Consider the following 16,811-nt stretch of genomic DNA (forward strand, 5'->3'; position numbering starts at 1 on the left):
GCCCCTGCGCTCCGCGGCGCGCGACCTGGACCAGTGACACCTGCCGATCCTGCGCGAGGCGCTGCTCAAGGCCCTGGCAGAGGAAGACGCCGCGACCGTTGCCACGGCCACCGGTTCCACCCCCTGAGGCGGCATCGTGGGCAACGAAGGCCGCGCCCGACAAGCCCGGCCCCTGATCGTGCCGCGCCAGCCCGGCGACAGGCGGTGGCCCGCCTCTAGCCAGGCGGCCCGCCGACTGGCACCCTGCCCGCCATGACAAGACGCCTGCTGATCGTGGCCCATGCGCCCTCCGCCAATACCCGTCGCCTTCGCGAGGCCGCCGCCCGCGGCGCCCGCCACCCGGATATCGACGATATCGAGGTGGTGGTGAAGGCGCCCCTCGACGCCGGCCCGGACGATATCCGCGCCTGCGATGCTATCCTGCTCGGCACCCCCGAGAACCTCGGATACATGAGCGGCGCCCTGAAGGACTTCTTCGATCGCAGCTACTACACCGTGCTCGAGGAGAAACAGGGACTTCCCTGCGCGCTCTACGTGCGCGCCGGTCACGACGGCACCGGCACCCGTCGAGCGGTGGAATCGATCATCACCGGGCTACGCTGGCGGTGGGTGCAGGAGCCACTGGTGCTGCGCGGCGACTGGCAGGATGGCTTCGCCGACCAGGTCGAGGAACTGGGGCTCTACCTGGCGGCAGGGCTGGATGCGGGAATCTGGTGAACGTCATGAAGTCTGACGGCGCCAGATGCTCCAGGGATTCAGCCCCTGTCATGGTCGGGGCAGGCGCCGATCAAGACCCTGTAACGCCGGTGTCACGCTTCGCTGAATAGACTGGGAACCTCACTCCACAAGATGCCCTGAGGTCTCATGAAAGCCGCCATCTCTTCACTCGTCGCCGCTGGCCTACTATTTACCGCCTCTGCTCAGGCACAGCAGAATGTCTTCGACTATCCACAAACCGATGACGCGCCGACCAGTTTCAACGTGGTCAACGAGATTCCCGCCGGCAGTTTCACCAAGTATGAGATCAATGCCGAGCATGGGCAGTTGATCGTCGATCGTTATGTCTCGATGCCGGTCCGCTATCCCGCCAACTACGGCTCCATCACCAGCTCGGCAGGTGGCGATGGCGATCCGCTGGACGCTCTCGTGCTGACCCGCGACAGCATTTATCCCGGCGCGGTCATCAAGGTCAGGGCCATCGGCGTGCTGCGTATGGTCGACGACGGCGAAGCCGACGACAAGATCATTGCCGTGCCGACCAACGATGTCGACCCTAGCTATGCCGACGTCATGGCTATTGAGGATCTTCCCGAGATGCAGGCTGAGCGCATCAACGCGTTCTTCCGCGTTTACAAGGATCTCCCGGATGGTGGCGACATTGAGCTGAACGGCTTCGGCGATGCCAGCGACGCACGCGACATCCTGACCAAGGCCTTCGATGCCTACCAGGAACAACACTAACCAACGCCTGGCTCTGTAACGCCAACGGCGCCCCTTGGGGCGCCGTTATTGCTTCTAATGCAGCTTTCTCGCGGGTGGTTACTTCAAGCGCTCGAAGATCGTTGCCACCCCCTGCCCCATGCCGATACACATGGTGGCAAGTCCCAGGCGGGTGTCCTGTTGCTCCATCACGTTGAGCAAGGTGGTGCAGATCCGCGACCCCGAGCAGCCCAGCGGGTGCCCCAGGGCAATGGCGCCGCCATTCAGGTTGACCGCGTCGTCCATGCGGTCGTGAAGGCCGAGATCCTTGAGCACCGGCAGCGACTGGGCGGCGAAGGCCTCGTTCAGCTCGACGGTCTGGATATCATCGATGGTCAGGCCGGCGGCCTTGAGCGCCTTCTTGGTCGCCGGCACCGGGCCATAGCCCATGATCGAGGCGTCGCAGCCGGCAACGCCAGTGGAAAGCACCCGCGCAATCGGCTCGAGCCCCAGCGCCTGGGCGCGCTCATAGCTCATCACCGCCATGCCGCTTGCGCCTACCGACAGCGCCGAGGAGGTACCGGCGGTGACGGTGCCGTGGCGCGGGTCGAAGGCCGGCTTCAGACCGCTCATGGATTCCAGACTCGCGTCACCTCGGATCACCTCGTCACGGTCCACGCGTACCTTGAAGCCTTCGGCATTATGGCCTTCGACGCTGATGATTTCGTTGTCGAAGCGACCAGCATCGCTTGCCGCCTGGGCACGCTGATGAGAACGCACGCCGAAGGCGTCCTGCTGCTCTCGGCTGATGTTGTGCATCTTGCCCAGCAGTTCGGCGGTCAGGCCCATCATCATCGCTGCCTTGGCGGCATGCTTGCTGGCGGCAGGATTGACGTCGACACCGTGCGTCATCGGCACGTGTTCCATGTGCTCGACACCGCCGATGATGTAAAAGTCGCCCATGCCGGCCTTGATATTGGCACTGGCAATATGCAGCGCGCTCATCGAAGAACCGCACAGCCGGTTGACGGTCTGGGCCGGCACGGTACGCGGGATGCCGGTCATGATCGCCGCGTTGCGGGCGATGTTCATCGACTGCTCGAGGGTCTGGTTAACGCAGCCCCAGATCACGTCGTCGACCTCGTCCGGATTGAGCCCCGGGTTACGGTCGAATAGCGCCTGCATCACCGCCGCCGACAGATTCTCGGCGCGCACATGACGGAAGGCGCCGTTCTTGGCCTTGGCCATGGCGGTACGTACGCCATCGACCACCACGATATCTCTTGGATTCAAACTCATCTGACAACCTCTCCTGTGCGTGGTGGATCAGGCCGGCTTAGGGCTGGAATCGGCACTTGACGCTGCGGCATCGGAATAGAAACGCTCGCCGGCCTTGGCCATGGCGCGCAATTTGTCGGTGGGCGCATAGAGTGGCCCCAGCTCCTCGGCCAGACGCTCGGCCTGGTCGACGAAGGCATCCACGCCCATGGCATCGATGTAGCGCAGCGCTCCGCCACGGAACAGCGGAAAACCAATGCCGTAGATCAGCGCCATATCGGCCTCGGCCGGCGTGGCCACGATGTCGTCTTCCAGGCAGCGCACCGTCTCCAGGCACAACGGCACCATCATGCGGGCGATGATCTCATCATCGGAAAATTCCTGGTGTTGCGTCGCGAGTTCCTCGACCAGTTGAAGCGCCGTCTCGTCCTCGACCTTCTTCGGCTTACCCTTCTTGTCTTCCTCGTAGGCGTAGAAGCCCTTGTCGTTTTTCTGGCCCAGGCGCTCCTGCTCATACATCACTTGAATGGCCGTTTTCCCACCGTTCTTGCCCCCCTGGGCCATGCGGTCCGGGAAACCTTCGGCCATCACCTCATTGGCGTGCACGGCGGTATCCATGCCCACCACGTCAAGCAAGTAGGCGGGCCCCATCGGCCAGCCGAACTTCTCCATGATCTTGTCGACCCGGCGGAAATCGGCACCCTGCTCGACCAGCAGGCTGAAGCCGCCGAAGTAGGGGAAGAGCACGCGGTTGACCAAGAACCCCGGGCAGTCATTGACCACGATCGGCGTCTTGCCCATGGCGCGGGCATAGGAAACGGTAGCGGCAACGGCAGCATCAGAGGTCTTCTCGCCGCGTATCACTTCGACCAGCGGCATGCGGTGCACCGGGTTGAAGAAGTGCATGCCGCAGAAGTTCTCGGGACGCTTGAGGTTCTCGGCCAGGCGTGTGATCGAGATGGTCGAGGTGTTGGAGGTGAGGATGGTGTCCTCGCCGACATAGCCTTCCACCTCGGTGAGCACGCCGTCCTTGACCTTGGGATTCTCGACCACTGCCTCGACCACCAGATCGACGTGATCGAAGTCGCCGTAGGACAGCGTGGGACGGATGTTGGTGAGCTTCTCGGCCATGGTCTCGGTGGTCAGCTTTTTCCGTTCGACCTGTTTGGCGAACAGCTTGCGCGCTTCCTTGAGACCAAGCTCAATGGCGTCGCCCTTGATGTCCTTCATCAGGATCGGCGTACCCTTCGAGGCACTCTGGTAGGCGATGCCGCCCCCCATGATGCCGGCGCCCAGCACCGCGGTCTGGTTGACCGGCTTCGCCTGCTTGGCGTACTGGCTGCCCTTCTTCTTGACCAGCTGATCGTTCATGAACAGCCCGACCAGGTTGTAGCAGACGTCCGTCAGCGCCAGCTTGGCGAAGGCCTTGGCCTCGATGGCCTGGCAGCGTTCACGGCCTTCGCCGGCGCCCTTCTGGATCACCTTGATGGCCTCGATAGGCGCCGGATAGTGCGGGCCCGATTTGCCGGCCACATAGCCTTTGGCCGTCTCGAAGGCCATCATCTGCTCGATGGCATCGAGCTTGAGCGGTGAGGTCTTCTCGTCGCGACGGGCGCGATAATCGAGCTCGCCACTCATGGCACGAGCCAGAATGTCGCGTGCGGCAGCCTCGAGACGCTCAGCCGGTACAACGGCATCCACGGCGCCGATATTGAGAGCGGCATCGGCGCGGTTCTCGCTGCCACCGGCGATCCACTCGATGGCGTTATCGGCACCAATCAGCCGCGGCAGTCGCACGCAGCCGCCCCACCCAGGCAGGATGCCGAGCTTGGTCTCGGGCAGGCCGACCTTGGCGCTGTCCGCCATGACACGGAAATCGGTGGTCAACGTGATCTCGAAGCCCCCACCGAGCGCCAGGCCGTTGATAGCGGTGACGGTGGGGAACGGCAGGTCTTCGATGGCATTGAAGATGGTGTGCACCTTCTGGTTCATCTCGACCAGGTAATCCTCGCCCTTCTCGAACAGGCCATGGAACTCGGTGATATCGGCACCGACGATAAAGGCGTCCTTGGCACTGGTGATCACGAGCCCGCCGAGGCCCTGGGTTGCCGCGATGGCCCCGACCGCCTCGCCCAGCTCGGTGACTACGGCGCTGGAGAGTTTATTGACCGACTCATCCTTCAGATCGAAGGTGAGTATGGCGATGGGGGCGTCCCCGTTATTGGTATCGCTCGCCACCGTAATGGCCTTGCCTTGATAGATCATCCACGAATCTCCACGCAGGGTTGGATGCCGTTGGCGAACCGCATTTTCATACGGCCGTTTGATTACTGATAAGCTTGCGCCAGCCTCTCCGCAGCGTCAAGCCCAATACACTTAGCGAAAGGTACTACAGGCCCCCTCCAGCAAGGGACTAAAGCAAGGGGCTAGAGAAAGTCACTAAGGAAAGTGGCCAATAAAGAAAAGGGCTACACAAAGACTAGCTGGTACGTCCTCTAACAACGCGCCCCTGTCACAACAATGCCAAGGGTCATGACAAAAAGACCGTGCGCGGGGTATCAAGCAGCAAAGCATCCTGGAGGTACGTATTGCACGTACCTCCAGGCAGGGCGACTGGTCATGGATGGACCAACAACCGAATCATCATAAAGCCAGGGCTTAACCGGTGTTGCGAAGCCCTGCGGATATACCCGCCATGGTCACCATCAGCGCACGCGTCAGCGCCGGGCTGATGGCCCCATCGGCATCCCGATTACGCTGCAGCAGTTCGGCCTGCAAACCGTGCAACGGATCGATATAGGGATTACGTACCTGAATGGCCTGATGAATGAGCGGCGTATTTTCAAGGAGCTCGCGCTGGTCGAGGATATCGAGCAGTGCTGCCTGGAGCTTGGTAAAACGTCCGCGCAACTCTCCACCCAACTCCAGAAGCCCTGGTTCATCGACCAAGCGCCGTTCGTAGTAGGCGGCAATCTCGACATCGGCCTTGGCGGAGAGCATCTCCAACATGTCCAGATAGGTGCCGAAGAAGGGCCAGCGGCGGCGCATCTCCTGCAAGCGTTCGAGCCCTCCCGGCTCGGCAAGGCGTTTGACGAAGGCCTCGCCGCTACCCAGCCAGGCCGGCAGCATCAAGCGGGTCTGGGTCCAGGCGAAGATCCAGGGGATCGCTCGCAGGGTCTCGACGCCACCATCCTGGCGACGCTTGGCCGGACGCGAGCCCAATGGCAAGCGGCCCAGAGCGCCCTCCGGCGTCACGGCACGAAAATAGGGCACGAAATCCGGGTTCTCGCGTACCACGCCCACATAGGACTTGTGAGCCACGTCGGCAAGATGGTCCATCTCCTCCCGCCAGGCGGGCTCGGGTGCCGGCGGTGGCAACAGTGTCGCCTCGAGCACCGCGCAGGCATAAATCTCCATCGAACGCAGGGCGATATCCGGCTGACCAAACTTGAAGCGGATCATCTCCCCCTGCTCCGTGACCCTGAGGCTGCCATTTACCGAGCCTGGCGGTTGAGAAAGTATGGCCGCATGCGCCGGGCCGCCCCCTCGACCGACAGTGCCACCACGACCATGGAAAAGGGTCAGATTCACTCCGTGGCGTTTGCAGACCTCGACCAGGGTCTCTTGTGACCGGTACTGAGCCCAGGCTGCGGCCAACTGCCCGGCATCCTTGGCCGAGTCGGAGTAACCAATCATCACCTCCTGCTCGTCACCGGCCAGGCGGCGATAGTCCGGAAGCGCCAGCAGCCGGTCGATGACATCACCGGCCCGGTTCAAGTCATCCAGCGTCTCGAAAAGCGGTGCGATGGGTAGGGTGACATCGCCGCCGACCTCTTTCATCAGCAGGGCAACCGCCAGCACGTCGGAGGGTTGTCCGGCCATGGAAATGATGTAGGTACCCAGCGCCTCGCGCTTCTCGGAGGCGATCACCCGAAAGGTATCGATGACCTCGCGGGTTTCCTCGGAGCACTCCCAGCGACGCGGAATCAGCGGGCGGCGGGACGTAAGCTCGCCGAGCAGAAAGTCCTGGCGCTTGGCTTCGTCCCACTCCTGGTAACGACCCAGCCCCAGGTAGTCAGTCAGCTCGTCGAACACCTGGCTATGACGAGACGATTCTTGACGCAGGTCGAGCTTGGTCAGGGTGACGCCGAATACGGCGACACGGCGTAGCGTATCCAGCAACACGCCGTTGGCGATGGTATCCAGGCCGACATCGCACAGCGAGCGATAACACGCCAGCAGCGGCGCATAGAGCTGATCACGGTGCTCGATGATCGGCCCACCCTCATGGGGCTCACCGTCAAGAGCTGCCTTGGCCCAGTCACGGGTCGCCTCGAGCTTGGTAGAGACGCGCTTGAGCAGCTCCCGATAGGGCTCCTGGGCATCACCCACCTCCGCACGCAGGGCGCTGTTGGCCTTCCACATCGACAGCTCGGCCTTGAGCTGATCGAGATCGCGCAGATAAAGATCCGCCGCCATCCAGCGGCCCAGCAACAGGACCTCGCGGGTAACCTTGGCGGTGACATTGGGATTGCCATCGCGATCACCCCCCATCCAGGAGGCAAAGCGCAGCGGCGCGGCATCCAGCGGCAGGCGCTCGCCCGCCGCCTCGAGCAGCAGGTTATCGAGGTCACGATGGAAATCAGGCACCGCCTGCCACAGCGAGTTCTCGATCACCGCAAAGCCCCACTTGGCCTCATCGACCGGCGAGGGACGCTCGTGACGAATCTCGTCGGTATGCCAGGCCTGGCTGATCAACTCCTCCAGCCGGCCATGGACCCGCGACTGCTTCTCGACGGAATCGACCGATGATTCGAGACCGGTCAGGCAGTCGTCGATGGCATCGTATTTCTGAATCAGCGTGCGGCGAATCACCTCGGTGGGGTGCGCGGTCAACACCAGCTCGACGCGCATGCTGGCCAGTGACTCGACCAACTCGCGAGGCGAGTGACCGGCCTTGCGAGCGCGAGCGATCAGGTCGCCAAGCTCAGGCTGCGAGCCCGGCTTATAATCCTCGACGCGACGAAAGCGCGCGCGGTAGTGCTGCTCGGCGATATTGGCAAGATTCAAGAACTGGTTGAAGGCACGAGTCACCGGCAAGAGATCACGATCAGGCAGCCGGCGCAGATACTCGATCAGCTCGCGCCGACCTTCGGTATCACCCTGCCGGCCGCGCTTGGCGAAGCCGCGAATGGTCTCGATCTTGTCGACGAAGCTTTCGCCCTGATCATCGGCGATGGTGCGGCCCAGGCTATCACCCAGTACGCGGACGTTCTCTCGCAAGGATTCATGCAGATCATCGCTCACAGACATCCCTCCTGTCGGCTATCGGTATTATTGAACCGCTACTTCAAGGTTAACTCGCTGCGCCCCACCCCGTAATTTGCAATGAGGTCATTCGAGCCCCTTGATCAAGCATCCTTTTCTAGCGCCTTGGCGGCTTGCCAATGCATTTCCATATCGTCGAGTGTCGCCTGCCCGGGTGACTTGCCTTCGCCGGCCAGAGCGGCCTCCACATGGCGAAAACGGCGCTCGAACTTGGCATTGGTACCACGCAGACGCTGCTCGGGATCGGTCTTGAGGGTGCGGGCCAGGTTGACGACGGCGAACAGCAGGTCACCCACCTCCTCACCGGCCTGTTCCTGATCACCAGCGGCCAGCGCCTCCTCGACCTCGTCGAGCTCTTCTCGAATCTTCTCCAGTACGCCGCGATGATCGGGCCAGTCGAAGCCGACCCGCGCGGCCCGCTTGGAGAGCTTGGCGGCACGGCTGAGTGCCGGCAGGCTACGGGGCACGTCATCAAGTACCGAATGGGCCTCGGCATCAGGACGTGCTCGCTCGGCGCGCTCCTCGGCCTTGAGGGTCTCCCAGCGGGAATGGACTTGTGCGGTCTCTACCTGGGCAGCGACACCACTATCGCGACGCGACCCCAGGGTGCCATCGGGAAAGACATGGGGGTGGCGACGCAGCATCTTGGCGGTCAGCACATGGACCACCTCATGGAAATCGAACCGCCCTTCCTCATGGCCAAACTGGCTGTAGTAGATCACCTGGAACAAAAGGTCCCCGAGCTCGCCGGGCAACTCATCGAAGGCGCGACGCTCGATGGCATCGGCGACCTCATAGGCCTCCTCAAGCGTGTGCGGCACGATCGAGTCCCAGTCCTGCTTGAGATCCCAGGGACAGCCCTGCTCTGCATCGCGCAGTACCGACATTAGCGTCAGCAGATCGTCTAGGCTGTGACGCTCGTTCATGATCGCTTCCCTTTACGGCTGGTTTTTCCGCCGCTTCTCAGGCGCTTGACGTCGAGCACGTTGGACAGCTGCTGGATGTGCGAGAACAGCCGCCCCAGGGTTTCCAGGCCATCGACCTCGAGCGTAATGGTGATTATCGCAAGCCCCTCGACCTCATCGGTCTGGGTGTTCACAGACAATACGTTGACCTTATCGTTGCCCAGCACACTGGTGACATCACGCAGCAAACCGGAACGGTTCCAGGCCTCGATCTCGATATCCACCGGGTAACGAGTCACCGACCGCTCTCCCCACTCGACCTCGATGATGCGCTTGGGCTCGTCGAGGCGTAGCTGGAGAATATTGGGGCAATCCTGGCGGTGTACAGTGACGCCGCGGCCCTGAGTGATGAAGCCGACGATGGCTTCGCCCGGCACCGGGTGGCAGCAATTCGCCATGCTGGTCTTGAGATTGCCGACCCCGAGCACGGTGATGTCCTGACCACCGGCAGCATGCTTCTCGCGGCGCGGCTTGGCCAGTAGGCGGTCAAGTTGTTCCTGATCATCGCTCTCGCCGAAGAGTTGCTGGGCCTGATTCAGTACCTGGCCAATGCGCAGATCGCCGGCACCGATGGCTGCGTACATGTCCTCCGGGGTCGTGTAGTTGACCTTCTTCGCCAGGGTCGTCAGGTCGATATTCTCGACGTCGAGACGTTTCATTTCCTTGTCGAAGAGCGCCTTGCCTTCCTCGAGGTTCTGACCGCGGGCCTGCTGCTTGAACCAGGCCTGGATCTTGGCGCGAGCCCTGGAGGTGCGTACGAAACCTAACGAGGGATTCAGCCAGTCGCGACTGGGACCGCCCTTGGTGGCCGTGAGGATTTCCACCTGCTGGCCTGTCGAGAGCTCATAGGTCAGGGGCACGATACGGCCGTTGACCTTGGCACCGCGACAACGGTGGCCGATCTCGGTGTGTACCCGGTAGGCGAAATCGACCGGCGTGGCGACCCGTGGCAGATCAATGACATGACCCTCGGGCGTGAAGACGTAGATGCGGTCAGGCGCCACATCACTGGATAGCTCTTCGCGCAGGTCGCCGAATCCGCCGACCTCCTCCTGCCATTCGAGCACCTGGCGCAGCCAGGCAATCTTGTCTTCGTAGCTGCGGCTCTTGGCCTTGGTATCGTGTCCCTTGTAACGCCAATGGGCACAGACGCCCAGCTCCGCTTCTTCGTGCATGGCGAAGGTGCGGATCTGGATCTCGAGTACCTTGTTTTCGGGACCAAACACGGCGGTGTGCAGCGACTGATAGCCGTTCTTCTTGGGATTGGCGATGTAGTCGTCAAACTCGTTGGGCACGTGATGCCAGCGAGAATGCACGATACCCAGCACCGTGTAGCAGTCGGCTACGCGAGGCACCAGGATGCGCACGGCCCGCACGTCATAAACCTGGGAGAAGTCGATGTGCTTGCGCTGCATCTTCCGCCAGATTGAATAGATGTGCTTGGCGCGGCCGTCGACGTCGTACTCGTGGATATCCTGCGCTTCCAGAAGCTGCTTGAGCGTGCCCACCACATCGTTGATGTAACGCGTACGGTCGAGTCGCTTCTCGGCCAGTTGCTTGGCAATCGCCTTGTACTCGGCCTCGTGGAGATAGCGAAAGGACAGGTCCTCGAGTTCCCACTTGAGATGACCGATGCCCAGCCGGTGCGCCAGTGGGGCATAGATGTCAAACACTTCACGAGCGACCCGCAGGCGCTTGTCACGGGTAGTGTCCTTGACCTGACGCAGGGCGCAGGTCCGCTCGGCAATCTTGATCAGTGCGACGCGCACGTCGTCGATCATGGTGACCAGCATGCGCCTCAGGTTGTCCTGCTGGTTATACTGGGACATGTCCTGACTGGGCAGGGCCTGGTGGCTGATCGCCGCCATCTGCAACACGCCCTCAATCAGGCTGGCAACTTCCTTGCCAAAACGCTTCTCGACGGCCTCGACCGAGATCAGCTTGACGCGCACCGAGCGATACAGCACGGCGGCTTCGAGGGCGACCTGGTCGAGTTTGAGCTCACTGAGGATGTCGGCCATCTCCAGGCTCATGCGATAGCTGGAGCCATAACCCAGCCCGAACTGCTGGGCCTGGCTGGCCTGTTCTGAAAGGCTCCTTGCCAGTTCACAGGCCTCGCGCATCCGGCTTTTGTCGGTCAGTACGGCTTCCTCGCCGAGATGTGCCAGCCATTGATCAAGATCCACCGAACCATCGGCGGTCAACGGCTGGTCATCACGCACCTTCACCATGGTGCTTCACTCCTTTGCCATCTGCGCCGGCCTTCGCGTACGCAGGAAATTCGGGGTGCTCAAACAACAACACAGACTCGAGATGGGCGGTCTGGGCAAACATGTCGGCGACGGCGGCGCGTTTGACCCGGTAGCCAGCGGCCACCAGGTGCGCCGCATCCCGGGCAAGCGTTGCCGAGTCGCAGGACACATAGAGAATACGCAGAACGCGGGAGGCGGCTAGCTGTCTTGCTAGCGCTTCAGCGCCCTCCCGGGGCGGATCAAGCACGACCAGGTCCCAGCTGGCCTCTTCCATCAAGGCGCGAGCCTGGTCGTCACGACTCAGGTCAGCCTGGCGAGCCGTGATCCCGTCAAAACCGTTTCGGTGGGCGTTGGCAGCCAGACGCTCGACCATCAGCGGGTTGCCTTCTACCCCTGTCACGTCACCGGTGAAAGCAGCGAGGGCCAGGCTGAAGTTGCCCACCCCGGCGAAGCAGTCGAGCACCCGCTCGCCAGCGCGAGGTGACAGCCACTCAAGCGCGGTGTCGACCAGGCGCTGGTTGACGACGGCATTCACCTGCAGAAAGTCCCCCGGCGCGAAGCCCAGCACCAGCTCTCGCCTGGGTACGTGTGACTCATCCGACGCGGGTAGCGTCAGGTGGTAATGAAGATCCGGTGCCTTTGTCAGCCACTCGAGTTGAGGCGAGTCTCGGCCGACCCACCAGCCAAGCGACAGCTCATGGACGCTGGCAAAGGCTTGCCAGCGCTCTGCGTCCTTGGGCTGGTCACGCAACTGACGTACGACCAGACAGATGCCCGCGTCGCTTGCAATGAGCTCAATGTGCCCCACCTGGCGCGGCGCTTCGAGCGTTGCGAGCTGCTCGCGCAATGGCGCCAGCAAGGCCGCAAGCGCCGGCACCAATACCGGACACACCGCCATGTCGATCAGGTGGTGGCTACCCCGGGCACGAAAGCCCAGGTGAATATCGCCGGCACCGTCGACCTTAACGCCAAGCCGAGCACGGCGCCGGTAACCCAATCCTTCTGCGGTCAGCCATGCTGGCGATTCCGCGAGCTTGAGCCCCTGGCGAGCCAACTGTTCGACGAGCACCTGCTGTTTATGATGACGCTGGGCCTCAAGCGCCTGATGCTGCAGATCGCAGCCACCGCAGACGCCAAAATGCGGGCAGGCTGGCTCAACGCGATCAGGCGAGGCGGTGATCACTTCGCGTACATGCGCTTCGTCGAAGCGTTGGCGGCTCTTGTGCACGGCCACCTCGACTCGCTCACCAGGCAAGGCGCGATCCACAAACAAGGTCTTGCCTTGCGCATTGCGCGCCACGCCTCGGCCGTCATGGGCAAGCCGCAGAATATCCACGGCCCGGTCTTGTGCATCTGCCTGCTGAGTCGGAGGCGTCACCGACGCCTTCCGCGTGCTGGTTTTGGGCGCGCGGCGTTTGCCTAGCATCGCCATGTCATTGCTCCGGGGCGTAGAGGCCAGTAGACAGATAACGATCGCCTCGATCGCAGACAATGAAGGCGATGACGGCGTTCTCGACCTCCTCCGCGACCTTGAGGGCACCCGCGAGGCTGCCACCCGAGGAAACACCAGCAAAGATTCCCTCTTCTCTGGCCAGCCGACGCATATGCTCCTCCGCTTCGGTTTGCCCCACATCGATCACCCGGTCGACCCGCGCAGGCTCGAAGATGCTCGGCAAATAGGCCTCGGGCCAACGGCGGATGCCGGCAATGCTGGCTCCATCCTCTGGTTGCAGGCCGATGATCTGCACGTCGGGGTTCTGCTCCTTGAGGTAGCGCGACACCCCCATGATGGTGCCGGTAGTGCCCATCGAGCTAATGAAGTGGGTAATCGTCCCCTCTGTCTGGCGCCACAACTCAGGCCCGGTGGTGCGATAATGCGCCATGGGGTTATCAGGGTTGGCGAACTGATTGAGCGGTTTACCCTCACCGCGGCTGACCATGCTATTGGCCAGATCCCGCGCGCCCTCCATGCCCTCTTCCCGGGTGACCGGAATCAGCTCGGCACCGAAGGCCGCCATCGCCTGCTTGCGCTCATTCGAGGCGTTATCCGGCATGATCAGCACCATGCGATAGCCCTTCATGGCAGCCGCCATGGCCAGCGCAATGCCGGTATTACCTGACGTGGCCTCGATCAGCGTATCGCCCGGTGCAATCTCGCCACGCGCTTCGGCCTCGGCGATCATCGAAAGCGCCGGCCGGTCCTTGACCGAGCCCGCCGGGTTGTTGCCTTCGAGCTTGGCCAGTAGCGTGTTATTGCGGCCAGCGGCAATGCGCTTCAGGCGCACCAGCGGGGTATTGCCAACCACATCCTCGAGCGTGGGAAAATCCATCTAACCTTCCTTCTGGAAAAGTCTTTAGTCGCATTATATCGCCGGGCGTGTCGCGGTGACAGGGATCGACAATGGCTATGGCATACTGCATGCAAATGAAGTCCTTTAGAGAATTGTGAATGCCGATCAAGACACGCCTGCTGTTGTGGCTGACGCTACTGCCACTGGCTTTGCTGGCCATCACCTCTGCGCTGACCCTGACCCACGAGGCCAATGAATATCGCTCTGCTCTTCAGCAACGCATGATGGCAAGCGCATCCATTGCCGCCCGCGGGATGAGCGAAGCGCTTCAGCATCATCAAGACAGCGCCCTGCAAACACTGCAGGCACTGGGCGAAGGCCTGCTAGAGAATGACGAGATCCGCTCGGTTCGCCTTTTCACCGCAGACGGCACGCCCATGTTTTCGATCGGCCAGCCTCCCCGTTCCTCGGCTAGCCAGCCAAGCGACCCGACACTCGATACCGATGGCGACAACTGGCAGCTGACGTTGCCCCTGGAAGGCGCTCAGGATCGGTGGCTGGCAGTGGAGGTCGACACACAAAGCCTTCTCCTCAGCAACTATCGTCACCTGCTGACGCATGGTCTGGGTTTGCTGATCGTAGGGCTTGGCCTCTTCCTGCTGGCCTATTCAGTGAGCCGCCGAATCACCGAGCCCTTGACTGCCATACAGGCAGCACTCGATCGCCTCAATCGTGGCGATAATGACATCCGACTACCTGAGAGCGGCCCGCAGGAGACGGCAGAGCTCATGGCAGGCGTCAATGCGCTGAGCGACCATCTGGAGCGTGTCCGGGAAGACATGCAAGCGCAGATCGAACAAAACACCGAGGACCTGCAAGAGTCGATGGAAACCATCGAGGTCAAGAATATCGAACTCGACATAGCCCACCGCCGCGCGCTGGAAGCCAGTCGCATCAAGTCAGAGTTCCTGGCCAACATGAGCCACGAGATCCGCACGCCCCTCAACGGCATCATCGGCTTCTGTCAGCTGTTGGGACGCTCGCGGCTGGACAGCCGTCAAAGAGACTGGCTCGAGCACATGCAGAAGACCTCAGATAGCCTGCTGATGCTGGTGAATGACATCCTCGATTTTTCCAAGATAGAGGCTGGCAAACTGGAACTCGAGACCGTTCATCTGGACATGGTCGCCCTGGTGGACGATGTGCTTGGCATGCAAGCGCCCCAGGCACACAAGAAAGGACTGCATCTACTCGGGCTGGTATTCGACGACGTGCCGACTGACCTTCAGGGTGACCCGCTGCGTATCCGCCAGGTACTGACCAACCTGATCAACAACGCCATCAAGTTTACCGAACGCGGTGAAGTGATCGTGCGCGTGATGCTCGAAGAGTCACAAGCGCATCAGGTCACGCTCAAGATCAACGTCAGCGATACCGGGATCGGCCTGTCCAAGGAACAGCGCGAGCGTCTATTCAAGGCCTTCAGCCAAGCCAATTCGAGTGATACCCGCCAGTTCGGCGGTACAGGTCTTGGCCTGTTGATCTGTCGCCAGCTAATCGAACAGATGGGTGGCACCATTACCATGTCCAGCGAACCCGGCAAGGGGTCGGTGTTCTCCTTTACCTTACCCTTGGGCACTCAGCACGAACACCGCTTACCGGAACTCGACCTGGGCGGCCGGGTCATCGCCCTCTACGAACCCCACCTCCCCACACAGCGCGCACTCAACCATTTGTTGTCGAGCTGGAACGCCAAGGTTTTGACGTCTGGCGACCACCCCAGCAGCCATTCGCGATCGTTACCTGACCTGGTACTGGCGGGTCTGGGGATAGAAGATCTGGCCCCTGAGCGATTGGCAAGCTGGCAAGCCTGCTTGAGCGAGAACAATAGCCCAGCAGTGCTGATGGTCAACGCCAGTCCCTACGATATGCCAGATCTGCGTCTTCCAACCGGTGGCGAAACCTTGACCAAGCCCATCTCGCGGCAGGTCCTGGCGGACACGATCAAGAGACAACTAGGCCTGACGGCGCGTCCGAATCTGCCGGCTCCTCAGCCCACGTTACCCAAGGCGCCCGTTGATAGCGTGCCAAGAGTCATGGTCGTCGACGATGTGACATCCAACCGCCTGTTGCTCCAGGAGCTACTGCGCGAAGCGGGCATTGTGCCGTTACAGGCATCCAGTGGTGAAGAAGCCCTGGCGTTGGCTCAGAGCGAGCGTATCGATCTGGTATTGATGGACATCCGCATGCCCGGCATGGATGGCGAGGCCACCATGACGGCATTGCGCAGGCTGGGGGGCAACTGGCGAACCTGTCCCGTCATCGCGGTAACCGCTCATGCGCAGGAAGAAGAGCGTCAACGTCTGCTTGGCTGCGGCATGCATGATGTGCTGATCAAGCCCGTCGATGCACAGAGGCTGGTCAAACTGTTGGGCCAACATCTATCACTGAACTTGCCCGAGCCCAACCAACAACACTCTGGGGAGCCATCGACATCATCATTCGGGTCGTCAGTTAAAGGCCATATCGAAGATGATGGGGAGCTCGCGGTGGTGGACCTGCAAATGGGAACGCGACTAGCCGGGGGCCGAGAAGACCTGGCCTTGAAGACCCTGACACTGCTGCTGGAAAGCCTCGACGAGAGCGAGACGAACCTGGAAGCGGCCTGGCAGGCTCAGGACGAGGAAGCCATGCTGGACGCCATCCATCACCTGAACGGCGCCTGTCGCTATTGCGGGGTACCACAGCTCGCTCTGCTCGCCGAGACGCTGGAAACACGCCTGCGGGTGCAGGGCGTAGCGGCGACCGGCTCCATGCTCAGGGAGCTATATGCGGCGATGGGCCGTTTGCGTGCCTGGCAGGCTCGCCAGGCCTAGGCGTCAGGAAAAGGTGGCGCCACTAGCCCTCGAGTACCACCAGCGCCAGCGCAAGCTCGGCCTCATCGGAGATTGATAAATGCATACCGGTCACGCCCAGGCGCTCAGCCAGGATCTGGGCCTGGCCGGAAAGGGTCAGGGAGGGTCGACCCAGGCTATCGTTGACCACCTGAATATCGCTCCAGCGCATGCCCTGGCGCATGCCGGTACCCAGCGCCTTGACGAAGGCCTCCTTGGCAGCAAAGCGTTTGGCCAGATAGGCAGCAGGCTGGCCGTGCTCCGCCAATCGACTCAGCTCATGCCCCCCAAGCAGGCGCGCCGCAAAGCGATCGCCATGGCGCGCCATGGCGATCTCGAAACGCCCCACCCGCGCGATATCGGTGCCGATACCGAGAATCAACT

Annotated in this window: 11 protein-coding genes; 3 read left to right on the forward strand and 8 right to left on the reverse strand. The window is 61.9% G+C overall.

All coding sequences use genetic code 11. The features are described from left to right. Positions 1-252 precede the first annotated feature (252 nt). Both HF027_RS06890 and HF027_RS06895 read left to right on the forward strand, forming a co-directional pair. Positions 253-717 carry a flavodoxin family protein gene (locus HF027_RS06890; RefSeq protein ID WP_168014153.1) on the forward strand — a complete coding sequence of 155 codons (465 nt, stop codon included), beginning with the start codon at positions 253-255 and terminating at the stop codon, positions 715-717. A 147-nt stretch (positions 718-864) separates the two neighbouring features. After that, the gene (locus HF027_RS06895; protein ID WP_168014155.1) at positions 865-1,461 is read left to right on the forward strand and encodes an inorganic diphosphatase; all 597 of its coding nucleotides are present in this window, start codon (positions 865-867) and stop codon (positions 1,459-1,461) included. 78 nt (positions 1,462-1,539) lie between these two features. Here HF027_RS06895 and fadA read toward each other — a convergent pair whose 3' ends face one another. The 7 genes from fadA to cysM all read right to left on the reverse strand — a co-directional run bounded on the left by fadA (position 1,540) and on the right by cysM (position 13,572). Then, the gene (gene fadA / locus HF027_RS06900) at positions 1,540-2,718 is read right to left on the reverse strand and encodes an acetyl-CoA C-acyltransferase FadA (protein ID WP_168014157.1); all 1,179 of its coding nucleotides are present in this window, start codon (positions 2,716-2,718) and stop codon (positions 1,540-1,542) included. A 27-nt stretch (positions 2,719-2,745) separates the two neighbouring features. Then, positions 2,746-4,962, reverse strand: coding sequence for a fatty acid oxidation complex subunit alpha FadB (gene fadB / locus HF027_RS06905; RefSeq protein WP_168014159.1), 2,217 nt, complete (start codon positions 4,960-4,962; stop codon positions 2,746-2,748). Positions 4,963-5,355: 393 nt separating this feature from the next. After that, positions 5,356-8,004 carry a phosphoenolpyruvate carboxylase gene (ppc, locus tag HF027_RS06910; RefSeq protein WP_168014161.1) on the reverse strand — a complete coding sequence of 883 codons (2,649 nt, stop codon included), beginning with the start codon at positions 8,002-8,004 and terminating at the stop codon, positions 5,356-5,358. 104 nt (positions 8,005-8,108) lie between these two features. Beyond that, entirely contained in the window at positions 8,109-8,951 is an 843-nt protein-coding gene (mazG, locus tag HF027_RS06915; RefSeq protein WP_168014163.1) for a nucleoside triphosphate pyrophosphohydrolase, read from the reverse strand. After that, positions 8,948-11,221 (reverse strand): GTP diphosphokinase, encoded by a 2,274-nt coding sequence (gene relA, locus HF027_RS06920; RefSeq protein WP_168014165.1) that lies wholly within the window; start codon positions 11,219-11,221, stop codon positions 8,948-8,950. Before relA ends, mazG begins: the two co-directional genes overlap by 4 nt. Beyond that, positions 11,205-12,674, reverse strand: coding sequence for a 23S rRNA (uracil(1939)-C(5))-methyltransferase RlmD (rlmD, locus tag HF027_RS06925; protein WP_168014167.1), 1,470 nt, complete (start codon positions 12,672-12,674; stop codon positions 11,205-11,207). Before rlmD ends, relA begins: the two co-directional genes overlap by 17 nt. Before the next feature lies 1 nt (position 12,675). After that, positions 12,676-13,572, reverse strand: coding sequence for a cysteine synthase CysM (gene cysM / locus HF027_RS06930; RefSeq protein WP_168014169.1), 897 nt, complete (start codon positions 13,570-13,572; stop codon positions 12,676-12,678). 119 nt (positions 13,573-13,691) lie between these two features. Here cysM and HF027_RS06935 point away from each other — a divergent pair, with 119 nt between their 5' ends. Next, positions 13,692-16,409: an ATP-binding protein gene (locus HF027_RS06935; RefSeq protein ID WP_168014171.1), complete on the forward strand. Its 2,718-nt coding sequence runs from the start codon at positions 13,692-13,694 to the stop codon at positions 16,407-16,409. Positions 16,410-16,431: 22 nt separating this feature from the next. Here the strand turns inward: HF027_RS06935 and acpS are convergent, their stop codons facing one another. After that, the gene (acpS, locus tag HF027_RS06940; protein ID WP_168014173.1) at positions 16,432-16,809 is read right to left on the reverse strand and encodes a holo-ACP synthase; all 378 of its coding nucleotides are present in this window, start codon (positions 16,807-16,809) and stop codon (positions 16,432-16,434) included. Between the last annotated feature and the right edge of the window lie 2 nt (positions 16,810-16,811).

Origin of the sequence: Halomonas salinarum, from assembly GCF_012062845.1 — a bacterium.
Classification (GTDB): Bacteria; Pseudomonadota; Gammaproteobacteria; order Pseudomonadales; family Halomonadaceae; genus Onishia; species Onishia salinarum.